The 17,058-nt window shown below is 55.5% G+C and carries 18 protein-coding genes and 1 pseudogene; 8 read left to right on the forward strand and 11 right to left on the reverse strand.

Annotated features, from left to right (window positions below):
• Nucleotide 1 precedes the first annotated feature (1 nt).
• The 3 genes from EGK14_RS04105 to EGK14_RS04115 all read right to left on the reverse strand — a co-directional run bounded on the left by EGK14_RS04105 (nucleotide 2) and on the right by EGK14_RS04115 (nucleotide 2,113).
• Entirely contained in the window at nucleotides 2–661 is a 660-nt protein-coding gene (locus EGK14_RS04105; RefSeq protein ID WP_125287787.1) for a fumarylacetoacetate hydrolase family protein, read from the reverse strand.
• A 29-nt stretch (nucleotides 662–690) separates the two neighbouring features.
• A complete protein-coding gene (locus EGK14_RS04110; protein ID WP_125287788.1) occupies nucleotides 691–1,749 on the reverse strand; it encodes a lytic transglycosylase domain-containing protein in 1,059 nt (352 codons plus the stop codon).
• Nucleotides 1,750–1,837: 88 nt separating this feature from the next.
• Nucleotides 1,838–2,113, reverse strand: a complete 276-nt coding sequence (locus EGK14_RS04115) for a YcgL domain-containing protein (RefSeq protein ID WP_125287789.1) — start codon at nucleotides 2,111–2,113, stop codon at nucleotides 1,838–1,840.
• A gap of 155 nt (nucleotides 2,114–2,268) precedes the next feature.
• Here EGK14_RS04115 and minC point away from each other — a divergent pair, with 155 nt between their 5' ends.
• Genes minC through minE form a run of 3 tightly spaced genes read left to right on the forward strand, consistent with a single transcriptional unit; the run spans nucleotide 2,269 to nucleotide 4,089 of the window.
• On the forward strand, nucleotides 2,269–2,961 hold the full coding sequence (gene minC / locus EGK14_RS04120; protein WP_125287790.1) for a septum site-determining protein MinC: 693 nt from the start codon (nucleotides 2,269–2,271) through the stop codon (nucleotides 2,959–2,961).
• A gap of 42 nt (nucleotides 2,962–3,003) precedes the next feature.
• Entirely contained in the window at nucleotides 3,004–3,816 is an 813-nt protein-coding gene (gene minD / locus EGK14_RS04125) for a septum site-determining protein MinD (protein ID WP_125287791.1), read from the forward strand.
• A 3-nt stretch (nucleotides 3,817–3,819) separates the two neighbouring features.
• Complete coding sequence (gene minE, locus EGK14_RS04130) at nucleotides 3,820–4,089, forward strand: cell division topological specificity factor MinE (protein ID WP_125287792.1); 270 nt, start codon at nucleotides 3,820–3,822, stop codon at nucleotides 4,087–4,089.
• Between the two features lie 67 nt (nucleotides 4,090–4,156).
• Here minE and rnd read toward each other — a convergent pair whose 3' ends face one another.
• The 6 genes from rnd to EGK14_RS04160 all read right to left on the reverse strand — a co-directional run bounded on the left by rnd (nucleotide 4,157) and on the right by EGK14_RS04160 (nucleotide 11,546).
• Nucleotides 4,157–5,263, reverse strand: coding sequence for a ribonuclease D (rnd, locus tag EGK14_RS04135; protein WP_125287986.1), 1,107 nt, complete (start codon nucleotides 5,261–5,263; stop codon nucleotides 4,157–4,159).
• A 109-nt stretch (nucleotides 5,264–5,372) separates the two neighbouring features.
• Complete coding sequence (gene fadD, locus EGK14_RS04140; RefSeq protein WP_125287793.1) at nucleotides 5,373–7,049, reverse strand: long-chain-fatty-acid--CoA ligase FadD; 1,677 nt, start codon at nucleotides 7,047–7,049, stop codon at nucleotides 5,373–5,375.
• Between the two features lie 210 nt (nucleotides 7,050–7,259).
• The gene (locus EGK14_RS04145; RefSeq protein WP_125287794.1) at nucleotides 7,260–7,859 is read right to left on the reverse strand and encodes a Slp family lipoprotein; all 600 of its coding nucleotides are present in this window, start codon (nucleotides 7,857–7,859) and stop codon (nucleotides 7,260–7,262) included.
• A 110-nt stretch (nucleotides 7,860–7,969) separates the two neighbouring features.
• Nucleotides 7,970–8,665: a tRNA (adenosine(37)-N6)-threonylcarbamoyltransferase complex dimerization subunit type 1 TsaB gene (tsaB, locus tag EGK14_RS04150; RefSeq protein ID WP_125287795.1), complete on the reverse strand. Its 696-nt coding sequence runs from the start codon at nucleotides 8,663–8,665 to the stop codon at nucleotides 7,970–7,972.
• A 61-nt stretch (nucleotides 8,666–8,726) separates the two neighbouring features.
• Nucleotides 8,727–10,628, reverse strand: a complete 1,902-nt coding sequence (locus EGK14_RS04155) for an ATP-dependent DNA helicase (protein WP_125287796.1) — start codon at nucleotides 10,626–10,628, stop codon at nucleotides 8,727–8,729.
• A gap of 498 nt (nucleotides 10,629–11,126) precedes the next feature.
• Entirely contained in the window at nucleotides 11,127–11,546 is a 420-nt protein-coding gene (locus tag EGK14_RS04160; protein WP_125287797.1) for a DUF4186 domain-containing protein, read from the reverse strand.
• 171 nt (nucleotides 11,547–11,717) lie between these two features.
• Here EGK14_RS04160 and EGK14_RS04165 point away from each other — a divergent pair, with 171 nt between their 5' ends.
• The gene (locus tag EGK14_RS04165) at nucleotides 11,718–11,930 is read left to right on the forward strand and encodes a hypothetical protein (RefSeq protein WP_125287798.1); all 213 of its coding nucleotides are present in this window, start codon (nucleotides 11,718–11,720) and stop codon (nucleotides 11,928–11,930) included.
• Nucleotides 11,931–12,122: 192 nt separating this feature from the next.
• Here the strand turns inward: EGK14_RS04165 and EGK14_RS21510 are convergent.
• Nucleotides 12,123–12,313 (reverse strand): annotated as a pseudogene (locus tag EGK14_RS21510) (terminase large subunit); the annotation flags it as partial.
• A gap of 967 nt (nucleotides 12,314–13,280) precedes the next feature.
• Here EGK14_RS21510 and EGK14_RS04180 point away from each other — a divergent pair.
• The gene (locus EGK14_RS04180) at nucleotides 13,281–13,622 is read left to right on the forward strand and encodes a hypothetical protein (protein ID WP_125287799.1); all 342 of its coding nucleotides are present in this window, start codon (nucleotides 13,281–13,283) and stop codon (nucleotides 13,620–13,622) included.
• 595 nt (nucleotides 13,623–14,217) lie between these two features.
• On the forward strand, nucleotides 14,218–14,568 hold the full coding sequence (locus EGK14_RS04190) for a RidA family protein (RefSeq protein WP_125287800.1): 351 nt from the start codon (nucleotides 14,218–14,220) through the stop codon (nucleotides 14,566–14,568).
• A 32-nt stretch (nucleotides 14,569–14,600) separates the two neighbouring features.
• On the opposite strand, the gene EGK14_RS04195 is transcribed toward EGK14_RS04190, so the two are convergent.
• Nucleotides 14,601–14,858: a YoaH family protein gene (locus EGK14_RS04195; RefSeq protein WP_125287801.1), complete on the reverse strand. Its 258-nt coding sequence runs from the start codon at nucleotides 14,856–14,858 to the stop codon at nucleotides 14,601–14,603.
• A 110-nt stretch (nucleotides 14,859–14,968) separates the two neighbouring features.
• Between EGK14_RS04195 and pabB the strand changes: the two genes are divergently transcribed.
• Nucleotides 14,969–16,330 (forward strand): aminodeoxychorismate synthase component 1, encoded by a 1,362-nt coding sequence (pabB, locus tag EGK14_RS04200; RefSeq protein WP_125287802.1) that lies wholly within the window; start codon nucleotides 14,969–14,971, stop codon nucleotides 16,328–16,330.
• Nucleotides 16,323–16,895: a CoA pyrophosphatase gene (locus tag EGK14_RS04205; protein WP_125287803.1), complete on the forward strand. Its 573-nt coding sequence runs from the start codon at nucleotides 16,323–16,325 to the stop codon at nucleotides 16,893–16,895. The genes pabB and EGK14_RS04205 overlap by 8 nt, the downstream gene beginning before the upstream one ends.
• Nucleotides 16,896–17,058 lie beyond the last annotated feature (163 nt).

The raw sequence follows: 17,058 nt of genomic DNA on the forward strand, positions 1-17,058 counted from the left end.
CTTACAGCACCCGCGTCGCCACCCCGCGTCCGCCCAGCGACACTTCCAGCGTATCACCAGAGGACATCGGGCCAACGCCTTCAGGCGTGCCGGTCAGGATAATATCGCCCGCGCGCAGCGTGAAGAACTTACTCATATAGGCAATCAGCGGCAGGATTTTATGGATCATATCCGCAGTGGACCCCTGCTGACGCACTTCGCCATTGACGATCAGCTTCAGCTCGATATCCTGCGGATCGGCACCCAGCTCGCTGGCGGCAATAAAACCGGAAACCGGGCAGGAGTTGTCGAAGCCTTTCGCTTTTTCCCATGGCTGTCCCGCTTTTTTACAGCTGGCCTGCACGTCACGCAGCGTTAAATCCAGCGCCACGCCGTAGCCTGCAATAGCTTTCGCCACGTGTTCTTCCGTGGCCTGTTTCAGCGTGGCGCCAATCAACACTGCCAGCTCAACTTCATGATGCACCGCGCCCAGATCTTTCGGGATCGACAGCGGCTGACGAAGATCGCAAAGCGCGGTTTCCGGCTTGATAAACAGGACAGGCTCGGCAGGCGTCGCGCTGCCCATCTCTTTAATATGTTTTGCATAGTTGCTGCCTACGCAGACCACTTTACTCACCGGATAATCTAATAAAGCGCCCTGCCAGTTATGATGCTGATACATACTGTTCACCTTCCTGTTTGCGTGAGTGGTCAGTGGACCACATCCTGTTGAGAAATGGCGTCGGCCATCATGCCGATACTGATGGCAAAATAATATGACCGGTTCCAGTGCATAATGACGCGGAAGTTGTCGTAAACCATAAAGGCCCGGCCCGGCGCGTCGTCGGGCAAAATAATCCAGCTGCGCTGCGCGTTATCCGGCAGCGGCGCGTCATCGCTGAAGCGCACGCCCAGTTTTTGCCAGTCGCCAACCGATCTCGCCTGGTCGGTTTTCAGTCCTGCCTGCGCTTTAGCAAAATCGACCGGCAGGATCACTTCCTGGCCCCAGCGCTCGCCGGGCTTCCAGCCTTCCGTTGCCAGATAGTTGGCCGTAGAAGCAAACACATCCTCCACGTTATCCCAGATATCAATTTGCCCGTCGCCGTCGCCGTCCGCGCCGTAGCGCAGGAAAGAAGAAGGCATAAACTGATTCTGCCCCATCGCGCCAGCCCAGGATCCCTTCATCTGCGCCGCGCTGATATGCTGCTGCTGAATAATCCGCAGCGCCGCCATCAGCTCTTTGGTGAAGAAGGCTTCGCGACGGCCTTCAAAAGCCAGCGTAGAGAGCGCAGAGACGATCTCTTCTTTTCCCTGGATTTTGCCGAAGCTGCTTTCCATCGCCCAAAGCGCCACTATATATTCCGGCTGCACGCCATAACGCTGGCTGACCGTTTGCAGCTGCGGCAAATACTGCCGGAAGTTTTCGCGCGCACGCTGCTTTTTCCACTCCGGCAGCACGCGCGTCAGATAGTCGTCCAGCGTGACTTTCTTTTCTAACTGATTACGGTCGGCAGAAATAGCGCGGTCGACGAAATGAATATTGCTGAAGGCAGTGTCGATAGTGGCTGCGTCAATGCCCTGCTCCCGCGCCTGGCGCTTAAGCTCCTCGACATAGGCGGGAAACTCCGCCGGGTCGCGCCCGGTTGCGGCCAGCGTGGTTTTCTGCTGCGCCGGCGCGGCGTTTTTTTTCTCAAGGGCTTTGCTGTTCTTGCTGGCACAGCCAGCCAGCAACAGCGAAAAAATAAGCGAGGTGAAGAGAGGTTGCTTCATAAAAGGCCCTTTTTACGTGCTTCCCGCCGTCAATAATATCCGGCGGGTAGGAAAAGCGGTGGGAAAATAGCTTGCAGATGATTCCTAATTAATCTTTTTTCTCTTTTTCCAGATGCATCTTAAGCAAACTTTCCATCGGCGGCGGCACCTGTAAATAATAACCTTGCTCCAGCAGCGCCGTTTTCACTTTTGCCTGGTCCGCATTGGCCAGGCGTTTACTGCCGTCCAGTGGCAGGACCATCGCCAGCTGGGGTTTACCAAATCCCTGAAGCAGTTCAGCCGGCACACGCGAGAAATCGTCTTTTTTTTCAACATAAAGATAAGTCTGGTCACGTTTGGGACTTCTGTAGATCACACAAAACATATTTTTTACTCGAATTAACCTGGTCGGTGGCTTGCCTGAATATAGCAGTAACTATAACATGCTTGCTGAACTTCGGAATATCGTCCGGGCGCGATTAACCGTCACTCTGGCGCAGATTTCGCCGGGATTTGAAATAACAGGACTGAGCGGGACAGATGTCACAAACGCCAATCGAGTTAAAGGGCAGCAGTTTTACTCTGTCTGTAGTTCACTTACACCACCACGATGCGGATGTGGTGCGCCAGGCGCTTCAGGATAAAGTCAGCCAGGCTCCCGCTTTCCTGAAAAACGCGCCGGTCGTGCTGAATGTTTCCAGCCTAACCGGCGAGGTTAACTGGCGGCAGATGCAGCAGGCTATCGCGTCGACCGGCCTGCATATTGTCGGCGTCAGCGGCTGCAAAGATGAGGCGCTCAAGCGCATGATTGTTCGCGCCGGCCTGCCGCTGCTGTCTGAAGGCAAAGAACAAAAGCCCGCGCCTGAAGCGCCTGAGCCGGCTAAGCCCGTTGAGATCCCGGCGGCCAGAACGCGCGTCATCAACGCGCCCGTTCGCTCTGGCCAGCAAATATACGCGAAAAACAGCGACCTGATCGTCACCAGCAGCGTCAGCGCGGGTGCCGAACTGATAGCCGACGGCAATATCCATATCTACGGCATGATGCGCGGCCGGGCCTTAGCCGGGGCCGGCGGCGATCGCGACTGCCAGATTTTTTGCACGAATTTATCCGCAGAGTTAGTGTCCATTGCCGGTGAGTACTGGATTATGGACCAAATCCCTGCTGAATTTTTTGGAAAAGCGTCACGTCTTTGCTTAAAAGATGGCGCCCTGACTATACAGACACTGAACTGAGCCAGGCTCACGAGCCCTTTCTTTTCTTAAGGAAATTATTATATGGCACGCATTATTGTTGTTACATCGGGTAAAGGAGGCGTGGGCAAAACCACGTCCAGCGCGGCCATCGCTACCGGTTTAGCCCAGAAAGGTAAAAAAACCGTCGTGATCGATTTCGATATCGGTCTGCGAAATCTCGACCTGATCATGGGCTGTGAGCGCCGGGTAGTCTACGATTTCGTTAACGTCATCCAGGGTGACGCCACGCTTAACCAGGCGCTGATTAAAGATAAGCGTACTGAAAATTTGTTTATCCTGCCTGCTTCGCAGACGCGTGACAAAGATGCCCTGACCCGTGAAGGCGTGGAAAAAGTGCTTAACGATTTAGCTACGATGGCGTTTGATTTCATCGTATGCGATTCACCGGCGGGTATTGAAACCGGCGCGCTGATGGCGCTCTATTTCGCTGACGAAGCGATTATCACCACCAACCCGGAAGTCTCCTCTGTGCGCGACTCCGACCGTATTCTGGGCATTCTCTCTTCCAAGTCTCGCCGCGCGGAAAACGGTCAGGATCCGATCAAAGAACATCTGCTGCTCACCCGTTATAATCCGGGGCGCGTTAGCCGCGGCGATATGCTGAGCATGGAAGACGTGCTGGAGATCCTGCGCATTCCGCTGGCGGGCGTGATCCCTGAAGATCAGTCCGTGCTGCGCGCATCTAACCAGGGCGAACCGGTCATTCTGGATATCGATTCCGACGCGGGCAAAGCCTATGCCGATACCGTCGATCGCCTTCTGGGTGAAGAACGTCCCTTCCGCTTCATTGAAGAAGAGAAGAAGGGTTTCCTGAAACGCCTGTTTGGGGGATAAAACATGGCCTTACTTGATTTCTTTTTATCCCGTAAAAAAAGCACAGCCAATATAGCCAAGGAACGGCTGCAGATTATCGTGGCGGAGCGCAGGAGGGGCGACGCCGAGCCTCACTATCTGCCGCAGCTGAAAAGAGACATTCTGGAAGTTATCTGCAAATACGTGAAGATCGATCCGGAAATGCTGAGCGTTAAACTGGATCAGAAAGATGACGATATCTCCATTCTGGAGCTTAACGTGACGCTGCCCGAGGCAGAAGACACCCCGAAATGAGCCTTTACCACGCCTGACTTTCCCCTGCCTGTTTGCAGGGGAAAAGGGCTGCGGGCAGCCCGCGTCGTTAGTAGTCTGCCAGCAGCGCCAGAATGTCGTCGCGCAGCAGATCGCCCCGCCAGCCGTCGAGCAGCTCTGGCGTCCCCATCGGTCTCAGCTTCCAGTGCCAGTTCAGCAGCTGATTAATCTGCCGCCGCGAGGCCAACAGTTCCTGACTGACGCCGTTTTTCTCCGCCGCTTCCGCCATTAACGCCTTCAGCGCTTTAAAGACTTTTTTATAGGCAGGATTGTCGATCAGGTTAGCTACCGGCTCTGGTAGTTCGCTTTCCGGCAGCGCATTGGCCTGCGCCACCATCGCCACCAGCGCCTTGCCGTGGAATCGTATTTCCTGGCCGCCCAGGCCAAGGTGATCCAGTTCGCCCAGCGAACCGGGCATATACCGCGCCACCTTCCAGAGGTTCTCTTCCCGCACCACAAAATTCACGGCCATGTCTTTTTCACGCGCCAGCTCCAGACGCCATGCGGCCATCAGGCGCAGCGCGGCAAGCTGGCGAGGACGAAGCTGCCAGGCATTGGCAATGTCGCGCCAGGCCTCTTCCGGCACCACGAGGGTACGGCGACGCTGGCACAGCAGGCCACACTCGTTCAGCGCGGCGTCGAGCCGACCGGCCGCTTCGGCTTCCGCCATCAGTTTCTGCGCAATCGGCAGCAGATACCAGACGTCCGCAGCGGCATAGTGGCACTGCTTTTCCGTCAGCGGGCGCGCCAGCCAGTCGGTGCGCGATTCGCTCTTATCCAGCGCGATGCCGGTAAAAGATTCCACAATGGTGGCAAAGCCGCAGGAAAGCGGCCGGCCGGTAAAAGCGGCCAGAATTTGCGTATCGATCATCGGTTCAGGCAGCACGCCATACTCATGCAGGAAAACTTCCAGATCTTCGCTGCCCGCGTGCAGATATTTAATGACGTTTTGATCGAGGATCAGCTCACGAAACGGCGCCCATTCGCTGATGGAAAGCGGATCGATCAGTGAAATCCGCTCGCCGTCAAACAGCTGAATCAGTCCAAGGCCGGGATAGTAGGTGCGGGTGCGAACAAACTCGGTGTCCAGCGCCACGGCGGGAACCTGACGGGCGGCCTGGCACACTTCGGCCAGCGCCTCGTTGGTGGTTATCATGGTGTAATTCAAGGTGATCCTCTCGCTGCGGCTTCTCGTGCCTCAGTGTGGTTCAATAAAAACGCCGGCTTAACCGGCGTAGAAGTTACTGGCGTGCGCCTGGCTACGGCTACGGCATCGTTTTTGGCGGCGCGTCACGCAGCTCACGGCGCAAAATTTTACCTACGTTGGTTTTCGGCAGCTCGTCGCGGAATTCGACAATCTTAGGAATTTTATATCCGGTCAGATGCTTCTTACAGTGGGCGATTAGCTCTTCTTTGGTCAGCGAGGCGTCTTTCTTCACCACGCAGATCTTCACCGTCTCGCCGGCCACCGTATCAGGCACGCCTACCGCCGCCGCCTCGCGCACTTTGGGATGCAGCATAGCCACATCTTCAATCTCATTAGGATAAACGTTAAAACCGGAAACCAGAATCATATCTTTTTTCCGATCGACGATGCGAATAAATCCTTCCGCATCGACAGTAACAATGTCGCCGCTGTGCAGCCAGCCGTTTTTCAGCACCTCGTCGGTGGCCTGCGGATGGTTCCAGTAACCCGGCATAACCTGCGGCCCTTTAATACAGAGTTCGCCCGGTTCGCCCGGCGCCACCTCGTTACCCTCGCCGTCCACGATGCGGATATCGGTCGAGGGCACCGGCAGGCCGATGCTGCCGCTGTGGTAACGAATATCGTAAGGGTTCACCGAAACCAGCGGCGAACACTCCGTCAGGCCGTAACCTTCCAGCAGATAATGGCCGGTAAGCTTCTCCCAGCGTTCGGCGACGGCTTTCTGTACGGCCATGCCGCCGCCGGCCGAGAGCGACAGGCTGGAGAAATCCAGCTGCTGGAAGTCTTTGTCGTTCAACAGCGCGTTAAAGAGCGTGTTAACACCGGTAATGGCGGTAAAACGGTTTTTCGCCAGCTCTTTCACCAGCCCCGGAATATCGCGTGGATTGGTGATGAGCAGGTTTGCCCCGCCCAGATCGATAAACAACAGGCAATTTACCGTCAGCGCGAAAATATGATAAAGCGGCAAGGCGGTGACTACCGTTTCTTCGCCCGCTTTCAGCAGCGAGCCATAGGTCGCCTTGGTCTGCTCCAGGTTGGCCTGCATATTGCGATGGGTCAGCATCGCCCCTTTCGCCACGCCCGTCGTTCCCCCCGTATACTGCAAAAACGCCAGATCGTCATTCACAATCGAAGGCCGGACATACTGCATGCGGTAGCCTTCTTGCAGTACGCGACGAAAAGAGATAGCGCCCGGCAGATGGTATTTCGGCACCATCCGCTTGATATAGCGCACCACAAAATTAACCAGCGTGCCCTTAGCCGGGGAAAGCTGGTCGCCCAGCCGGGTCAGGATCACGTGCTTAAGCTGCGTTTTCGCCACCACTTTTTCCAGCGTATGGGCGAAGTTTGACACGATGACGATGGCGCTGGCGCCGCTGTCGTTAAGCTGGTGCTCCAGCTCGCGCGGCGTATAGAGTGGGTTGACGTTAACAACAATCATGCCGGCGCGCAGAACGCCGAACAGTGCAATCGGATACTGCAACAGGTTGGGCATCATCAGCGCGACGCGATCGCCCTTTTTCAGTCCCAGTCCCTGCTGGAGATAGGCAGCGAAAGCCCGGCTGCGCTCTTCCAGTTTGCGATAGGACATCGCCTGGCCCATGTTCATAAAGGCGGGCCTGTTGGCATAGCGGTTAGCGGCGTGTTCGAAAAGATCGATCAGGGAAGGATAACGATCGGCATCGATTTCTGCGGGCACATCTGCAGGGTAGCGGTTCAGCCAAACCTTATTCAAGGAAACACCTCGGAAACTCAACGTTGTCGTCATCACAGCCTCTTAACTGCTCCATCTGTTAACATTATATTAACTCAGCGTACCAGTTTGCTGGCCCGTTCCGTTTTGAGGTTGCGAAGCATATCACTAATTTCTTCTCGTTTTGAGAAACCAAAAAATAACCCGACGGCCGAAAATCAGCCGTCGGGTCTGTAACTACCGCTCTGAGCGCTATTCGGTCAGGATAGTTTGCACTTCCGCTGGCCCTGGATTATAGAACATCATCCCCGGCGGCGGGCCCCAGTAGCCGCCACGGTGGCGACCGCGCGGCGGGCCATACCAGATCCAGGGATCCATCGGCGGCTGCGGTGAAACAACCTGCTGTGTCAGGCGCCAGCGCTGATAGCCCGTCACGGCAATCGTAACAAACTGATAGCTCGCCTGGCCGATTTCGCCCTTTTCAGTGCCTTTTATCGTACCCACGACCGTCACCATCTGATTATTGAGGTCGACAGGATCGACGAAGCCGTTGATATCCGCATAAATACGGCCAATCGACGGGCTGCCCAGCATCGGACGCGCGAAGTCGTCCAGCCGCATGGCGGCAATCTCCAGCCGGGTCGAGCCGTTCTGATTGATGACCTTCACTACCTTGCCGCCAAAGCGCGACTCCTGGCCGACATACAGCTGCGGCGCATTCAGCACCCGCGCCAAATCCTGTTGCGGCGTAGGTGAATGCCCTTTGATGGAATCGGGCACGCTGGCGCAGCCCGCCAGCAGCAGGGAAATTAACAGCAAACTACCTGACCGCAATAACCGTTTATTACGCATAAAAACTCTCCAGGGACACTACTCACTTTGACTCCTTTCGGGCCAATTAGTTGCTGAGTTTTTCTTTGCCCGGCTCGTTTCACGCAGCTTGAGGCACGGTGCGGCCAGACTTATTCCCTGCCCGGCAGTTTTTTCCAGGTGACCTCGTTGCGCAGGTAGGTCGGTTCCGCCTCTTCCGGCAGCACCGTATTGCCTGCCGCCAGCTCAAGCGCCGCCAACGGGAGCATATCCTCCGCACAGGGAAGCATTACCTCGGTCGCCTGTAAATTCAGCGTACTCTCCGCGCTCAGCTGCGGATAAGCCTGCCAGCCGGTTCCCACCATCGCCCAGCTACCGTTCAGCTGCGTCATACGCGCCAGCGCGTCCTCCGGTTTGAGCACCGCTTCCGTCTCTTCTCCCTGCCAGACTCCCTGCTCGTCGCGCTGATACTGCGCCCAGTACACCTCGCCCATGCGCGCATCTATCGCGGCCAGCACGCGGTCGGCACCCTGTAAACGCCAGGCGCTCTGCGCCATGGTTTTCAGCGTCGACACGCCGATTAGCGGCAGCGCCGCGCCCAGCGCAAGCCCCTGCGCGATGCCGGTTCCGATACGGACGCCGGTAAAGCTGCCCGGCCCTTTACCGAAGGCCAGCCCGTCCAGCTCGTTCAGGGTCAGCGCTTCTTGTTGCAGCTGCGCCTGCACCAGCGGCAGGATACGTTGCGTATGTTCGCGGGCGCACAGCTCAAAATGCGCCGTGACCTTGCCATTATTCAGCAACGCGACCGAACAGGCCTCGGTGGCCGTATCAATAGCTAAAATTCGCATGGATTTTTACCTCAGGCGGGACAAAATTTTCGGCGCGCAGCATAGCATACTGCGCGGGTAATTACTGCGGCCGCAGGAAATCCACCGCCTGTTGAATATCCCGCGTACGCGGCGTGGGCGGCAGGCTGTTCAGAAACACCGCGCCGTAGGGACGCATCACCAGACGGTTATCGCAGATCACCAGTACGCCGCGATCGTCAACGTCGCGGATCAGACGGCCTACGCCCTGTTTGAGCGTGATAACCGCGTCCGGCAGCTGCACCTCGTCAAACGGATCGCCGCCGCGCAGCTTACAGTCTTCCATGCGCGCTTTCAGCAAGGGATCGTCAGGCGAGGTAAACGGCAATTTGTCGATAATAACCAGCGACAGCGCATCGCCGCGCACGTCCACCCCTTCCCAGAAGCTGCTGGTCGCCACCAGCACCGCGTTGCCTGCCGCGATAAACTGTTTTAACAGCTCGCCTTTGCTGGTTTCTCCCTGCAGTAACACGGGCAGCGTCAGCATGGCGCGGAACTGCTCGGCCAGCTCGCGCATCATCTGATGCGAGGTACAAAGAAAGAAGCAGCGGCCGTTGTTAGCCTCGATCAGCGGCAGCAACATGCGCGCCAGCTGTCTGGCGCCGCCCGGCTGATTGGGCGAAGGCAGATTGCGTGGCACACACAACAGCGCCTGGCTGGCAAAATCAAACGGGCTGTTAAGGATCAGCGTTTCTGCGCCAGCAACGCCCAGCCTTTCAACGAAGTGGGTCATCTGCTCATTCACCGCCAGCGTGGCGGAGGTGAAAATCCAGCTGGCTGGCCGCTCGTCCATTACCTCCCGGAAGCGATCCGATACCGAAAGCGGCGTCAGCGCCAGCACGAAATGGCGGCTGTTGCACTCATACCAGTAGCTGAAACCGGGCTGCGAGACATCTTTCAGCCGTTTCAGCCTGCCGCGATAGAGCGCCGCCCGTTCAAAAGCCGCATCCAGCAGCGCGGAGCGGCCCAGCGACAGCTTCGCAACGTCATAACAAAGCTCCAGCGCATCGTCCAGCAGCAGCAGCGCGCGCTGGATATTGGCATTATTAAGGACTTCCCGCAGGTTGCCGCGAAAGCCGGGATCGCCCAGCGCCAGGCGGAAATCCTGCGCGCTTTGCGCCAGCCGATCGGCAGATTTTTGCAGCTGCTGGGCGTCACGCACCTCGGTGCGATAGGCGATGGTAATGTCTTTGGCGAGATCCAGCAGCTGTTTGCTGGAAAGCTGCTGACCAAAATACTGGCTGGCGATATCCGGCACCTGATGCGCCTCATCGAAGATCATCACGTCCGCCTGCGGGATCAGCTCCGCAAAGCCGCTCTCTTTTACCACCATATCGGCCAGAAAAAGATGGTGATTGACCACCACCACGTCCGCATCCATCGCTTTGCGGCGCGCTTTCACCACGAAACAGTCCTGATAGAGAGGGCAGTCGCTGCCCAGGCAGTTGTCGTTAGTGCTGGTGACCAGCGGCCAGACCGGGCTATCCTCCGCCACGCCGCCGCAGGTGCTGATATCGCCGTCCACCGTTTCGCTCGACCAGCCGCGCAGGTGTACCAGATCGCTCATCGCCTGCGCCGCCAACTCGCCGCCAGCCATCGACTGCTGCTCCAACCGCTCCAGGCAAAGATAGTTAGAGCGTCCTTTCAGCAGTGCCAGAATGCCTTTAAATTTTAAAGCGCGGGCGACCGTAGGCAAATCGCGGCTGTAAAGCTGATCCTGAAGCGCCTTAGATCCGGTAGAAATAATAACTTTTTTGCCCGAGCGCAACGCCGGCGCCAGATAGGCATAGGTTTTGCCGGTTCCGGTGCCTGCTTCGACTACCAGCTCGCGCTTGTTATCGATGGCCGTTGTGACCGCCTCCGCCATCAGGCGCTGAGGTTCGCGCGGCTTAAAGCCTGGAATGGCCTGCGCCAGCGCGCCGTCTGCTGCAAAATCGTTTACCACGTATCCTCACCGCCCGTTAAAAAAAGCAGGCTATTATGGCAGTATTACTGTAAGGATACAAACCACTACAAATCAAAAGGTTATAACTGGATCAGGGGTGTTATGGCACGAGCGGACACAGAGAAAGGTGTCAGGAGAGGAGGAGGCTGCGCCACTGTAGCGAGGCGCTTATATTATTAACACTACTTTATTTTCCCTGGCGAAAGAGTTGTTTTTAGCGGTGTGGGTAAGGCCAGCTATGATCCCAGCCTGATGCCGAAAGCAAGCCGGTCGCAATAAAGTAAATCAGCAAAACCGCAAAAACGGCTATGGCTATTTTTTCAATTAAAACAATAATCCTAGAAGATTGCATACGAATACCCCTTATTTTATCAGTGGATTTGCCTGCCAGAGCAAAATTAGAATGTTACCGGTAAAATCGCAAGCCTTTCCCTTTATCAATTCAATTAAGTTTGTTAATACATATTTCGTTTTTGTGCTTATCGCCAGCCACCGGCCCTAAAGCAGCCTGAGCTGTTTATCGCTGGCCGAGTTTTTTTTGCGGCGCGGCGCAGGTGGCAGTGGCCGCTGCATCTCCAGCCGCAGCCAGTGCAGGACCGCCTGTACAATCCACGCCTGTTGCGCTGCTGTTAGCGGCTGGTGTGCAGGTATATGGTGCCATTTGCTCAGGCAGCCGCGACAGCAGGTGGCCGTTGCGTGCTGGGCAATAAATACCGGATGGCCGCGCATCGGCGTTTGCTTGCCGTCATTAAGCGGCTCAGCGAGAGAAAGACGCTCACGAATAAAGTCAGCGGCATGTGCGCAAATCTCCTCTTCGCCCTTGTCCAGGCAATAGCGGTATTCGCGGTGGCCTAAGTGGAATTTTTGCCGAAACGGCGAACGCGACAGGCGCAGAAATAGATCGTCAATGGCGGACATAATCAATCCAGGCAGTAAAGATAAGGCAGAGCGCCAGCATAGCATTCTCCTGCCGCCGACAGGAATGTTGAGGGGCGACAACCATACGGGCATTATAGTGCGGAAACCATAGGCGGATATGTTTTTGATGGAGGTGCGGGGTTTGCCAGACTTTTCTAAGTGTGAAGCAAGATGAAAGCTATCATTTTCTTTGGGTTTTTTTTCGTCACGATGATTCTAATGCCTGACGGCCTGGCAGGCAGCTTCGTCGATCATCATATCCACATCAGTAAGGATGGTGAGGAAGCTATGGACAACTTTGAGTTTATGGTCATTGCTACTAAAGCCACCCTCTCTACCGTTGCCGCTCTGGTAGCCTTATGGCTGTATCGTCTAAAAAATTAGGCTCATTGGCCAGAAGATATATCTGGACAAAATTTTGCGGCATTTATCGAAAAAATACACACAGCGCGTACACGGCGATAGCCCGGAACGCTTTCTGTTTTCCAGGGTAAAGTCAGGGACAGGCAATGCCTGCGCATGAATCGCCATTAAATGACTCTGAGATATCCTTTAAACGCGTGGCGATTTTATTTACGGTATGATGAAGCCAAAAATGTTACTTAAAACATGTGCCAGTTCATCAGGTCAATCAGCTTACCGGCCAGAGCGCCTTTGACGTGCGGCACAAATTTATAGAAATCGAGGATGTGCTGTGCGCGGCTTTCGCTCAAGAAAACGTTGCGCTGCTCACCGACCTGCAGATCGACCAGAAACCGGGCGCAGGCCTGCTTCCCATATTTGTTACGCTTCAGGATGTGGGCACGGATAATGTCCCACTTACTGCTGTATCCTCCCTGATGCCTGCTTTGTACACGCTGGTGCTGTTGTCAGTCTCCAAGGCGATAGTCATCACAGTAAACGGAGCGATCGGTTGTTGTCTTGGGGCAGCCGAGCTTGCGGCATGCACGAAGGATGGCTGATGGCATAATTGCATTCAGCACAAACTCAGCGCCAATTGCTGACGAGGACGATGTTCAGGCATAAAAAAAGCCGCAGTTACGCGGCTTTAAAAGGTACCCTCAGGTGGATTTCCGGCACCTTTTCAGGTTGTAGCAAACCATGCTGGTTTGACCACACGAATACCTTACGAAAAGTTGTACAAAAGATCAAGAACTGTATAAATTGGCGTTGCCGTTATGGCGCCTGTAACGATGATGCATTGCATCACCTCTGGAGGTGAAGTGGATTTCCACTTCCAGAGGTTATTTTTCCTGTCATACGCCCATCAGCACCATCCCCTAATCAACCTGGCAATCGCCCTTTTTCCCTTCACTCACGCGTTATTTAGCCTGCCACGCTGATTCGAGCTGCCCGATAGCAGTCCGATCGTCCCATCAGCCGGTATAACTTAGCGGCAACAGGAGCAACGGCCCCGTAAAGGCGTTGCGCCCCACGTTGAAAACGATGCTGCACAGCGCATCGTACTGGATCTGCGTCAGCGGCACTTTGACATTGCTGCCGATGACGACTCCGCCCAGGCCAAATCACTTAACAGCATTCAGATCCCGTGGCCGTTAATGCGGACATTGCCGTCAGAACAGCATGCGAGTTCTGGGCCTCACGTTTCGTTAATTCGCGAGCGGATAAGGACGATTTAAAAGCCGTTACGCTGCTTGTTAATGACGACCAGAATGGCTTTACTCAAAGACATCTGGCACTGGGTCGTATTAAAAAGGAAATGGGGATCGCTCGATGAAAAACCTTAAAACCGCCGTTGCATTAAGTTTGATACTGGCTACTTTCAATTCCTGGGGAGCGATAGAGAAATCGTCGCTGACTTGCCAGGATTCAGCGCTTAAGGATGCAAAAAAACTTTTGTCATTTTATCGGGATAACGATGGCGGAATCTCTATTGATAAAAAAGTTACTCCTTTGGCAAAGATCAAGAACCCGCAAGGCGGCGCTCAAAAGTTCGACGTCCTTGAAACCTGGGGATATATCTATAAAGGTAAATACCGTATGCGCTTTATGTACTATCCAGATGTGGACTGTACGCTGATGGGTGAAGAAATATTGGAGTATGCGGACCTATAATGTTCATATTACCTGTAGACAGGGGGCTTATCGCCCCGTAGTTACCCGACATATTTCCCCAGATCCCTTTAGGAATTAATTTCCAACAAAATTATTTTCATGCTCATATTATTTACTTCCAAAGCTATTACTTTTGCCGTTGCGCAGAAAGCAAAAGCCCTGATATCGCAGATAAAGCCTTTGAACATAAAGAGTGGGAACGCAGGTTAGCGCTTAAGAATCGCAAAGTGCCTGATCCATCATTGCCGGTTTACCGCAACGGTGATTGTGGCGAGAAGTCGCAGCCAGGCACAGGCTATTGCTCTCCTGAGTGCAGGGTAGGTGCAGAACGGCTGGTACGGGCAGACAATAGCTGATCTACTTCATGCGCGTGCTGAATAAAGTGTCATGGTTGATTATGGCTGGCGTCCCTGTTTCCGTTCTGCAGGAAAATGGGGGCTGGCAAAATAGCAACATGGTAAGGCGATACGCTCACTGTTCATCAGGGCATTTGTCTCAGCACGCCAGGCGTATTGATGATATTTTTAACCAGAATGTCCCAAATCTGTCCCATGATGATTTTAAGAGTGGAACAAACAACAATGAAGGTTTTGATATGTCTAAGGAAATAATCAGGATTGACCCGGAACACCGCATGTCGGAAGCGGTTGTACATGACGATACGATTTATTACACCAGCGTGCCGGAGAATCTGGACGAAGACGCCGAAGCGCAGACCGCTAACGCGCTGGCGGTAATCGACCGCATCCTGACCCGCCTGGGCTCAGATAAAAGCCGTATTCTGGACGCCACGATTTTTCTGGTACGCAAAGAGGATTTTCCGGCGATGAATCGCGCCTGGGACGCCTGGGTGTCGCCAGGCAACGCGCCGGTGCGCTGCACCGTGCAGGCCGGCCTGATGAACCCAAAATATCTGGTTGAGATCAAGATCGTCGCCGCCAGATAAACTTATGGCGCACCGGGCGGTGCGCCATTTGCTTACTCTTCGTCGTCGTCGTCGTCATCGTCGTCGTTGACGTCGTGGTCGTTAGCCCGCTCGCGCGCCTCGTCTTCATCCTCTTCGTCTTCATCGTCGAAACGAACGGCGATCATCTCGCCCGTGTGCGTTTCGCGAATTTCAGCCGCCACCAGCTGGATAGCCTGTCCGCTGCTCATGCCGTCGGCCATCAGCTCCTGGATACGCTCCACTGCCTGCTGTTGCTGCTCAAGCGACAGCGCCGGTAAACCACTAATCATAATTGCTCCTGTTTCAGTCGCGGGAATTATTTCACGCGTAACAAACAGATGCCAGCAGCAGAAAAATATGTCAGGCTTGCTGCCTGTTTTAGTTCTGATCTGCCTTAATCATGCCACCTGTTTATTATCCTCTGGAGTATACGCCCGAATCGCTCGGGGATCTGTTTACTGTTGTCGCCCATCAGCCCTGGGCGATGCTGTTGGATTCCGGCTTTGCGGAACACAGCGACAATCGCTTTGATATTATGGTTGCCGACCCCGTGGCCACGCTCACCACCTGCGGCGGCCTGACCAGCATAGCGCGTGACGGCAAGATCGCAGAAAGCGATCGGGATCCGCTTGATCTGCTGCATCAGGCGTTGCAGGAGAGCAACTTGCAGGCGGCTGAAAGCAGTGACTACCCTTTCCAGGGCGGCGCGCTGGGGCTGTTCGGCTACGATCTGGGGCGGCGGTTCGAGAAGCTGCCGCAGCGGGCGAAGCCGGATCTGACCACGCCGGATATGGCCGTAGGCATTTACGACTGGGCGCTGATTGCCGATCGCCATCGCCAGACGCTGACGCTGGTCACGCATGGCGACGTCGCGCAACGGCTGCGCTGGCTTGATGAACAAACGCCGCAGGCGACCGAGCCTTTTCGCCTGACCAGCGCATGGGCTTCCAATATGAGTCGTGAAGCCTACGGCGAGAAGTTCCGTCAGGTGCAGGCGTGGCTGCGCAGCGGTGACTGCTATCAAATCAATCTGGCCCAGCGCTTTCAGGCCAGCTACAGCGGCGATGAATGGCAGGCATACAGATCGCTGACCCGCCAGAACCGCGCGCCCTTCAGCGCTTTTCTTCGCCTGCCGGGCAGCGCTATTTTAAGCCTTTCGCCCGAACGCTTTCTGCATATGGCGGCGGGCGACATTGAAACCCGCCCGATTAAGGGCACCCTGCCGCGCCTGAGCGATCCCCAGGCCGATCGTCGTCAGGCGGAGAAGCTGGCCCAGTCGCCTAAGGATCGGGCGGAAAACCTGATGATTGTCGACCTGCTGCGCAACGATATTGGCCGCGTAGCCGTACCCGGCACGGTAAAAGTGCCGGAGCTGTTTGTTGTAGAGCCTTTCCCGGCGGTGCATCATCTGGTCAGTACCATTACCGGTACGCTGAAACCCGGGCTTACGGCCTGCGATCTGCTTCGCGCCTGTTTCCCTGGCGGATCTATCACCGGTGCGCCTAAAGTACGGGCAATGGCTATTATCGATGAGCTTGAACCACACCGCCGCAACGCCTGGTGCGGCAGCATCGGGTATCTCAGCGTCTGCGGCCGCATGGATACCAGCATCACCATCCGCACCCTGACGGCGGAAAACGGCCAGCTTTACTGTACCGCTGGCGGCGGTATCGTGGCCGACAGCGACGAGCAGGCGGAATATCAGGAAACGTTCGACAAGGTAAACCGCATTCTTCCCTGTCTGGAGCACTATCATGCCTGACGCGTCACCAGCGCTGGAGCGTTTTATCACCCGTTTTCAGCTACAGCGGCCCGAGCCTGCCTTGCCTCAGCTGCCCACGCGCCAGGCGGCGGTGCTGGTGCCAATTATTAACCGTCCGCGTCCTGCGCTGCTGCTGACCCGGCGCGCCGCCACGCTGCGCAAACATGCCGGGCAGGTCGCCTTCCCCGGTGGGAGGCGGGATAATGAAGATCGGTCTCTGATTTACACTGCGCTGCGCGAAGCGCAGGAAGAGGTCGCTATTCCGGCTGAAAGCGTAAAGGTGATCGGCGTGCTGCCGCCCGTGACCAGCAGCACCGGTTTTCAGGTCACGCCGGTAGTAGGCATTCTCCCTGATAATCTTGCCTGGCACGCCAATGAGGCGGAGGTGGAATCGGTTTTTGAGATGCCGCTCCAGGAAGCGCTTCGGCTGGGCCGCTATTCTCCGCTGGATATCCAGCGCCACGGCATAACGCACCGGATCTGGCTTTCGTGGTTTGACGACTATTTTATCTGGGGCATGACCGCGGGCATTATCCGCCAGCTCAGCCTGCAGGTAACAGAGTAGCGGTTTCGCACAAAATAGCGTCGTTTGCCCGTTTTACCAGAGCTTTGAAGCAAAACGGCAGGTAAATTCCCTCTTTTAGTTTGCCTTACCCCTTCACAATTAGCGTAAATCCTTTATATTGCAGCGCAAAAGACCGGCCCCGAAACTTAGCGGGCCGGTTTTT

This window comes from Erwinia sp. 198, from assembly GCF_003937915.1.
Taxonomy (GTDB): domain Bacteria; phylum Pseudomonadota; class Gammaproteobacteria; order Enterobacterales; family Enterobacteriaceae; genus Erwinia; species Erwinia aeris.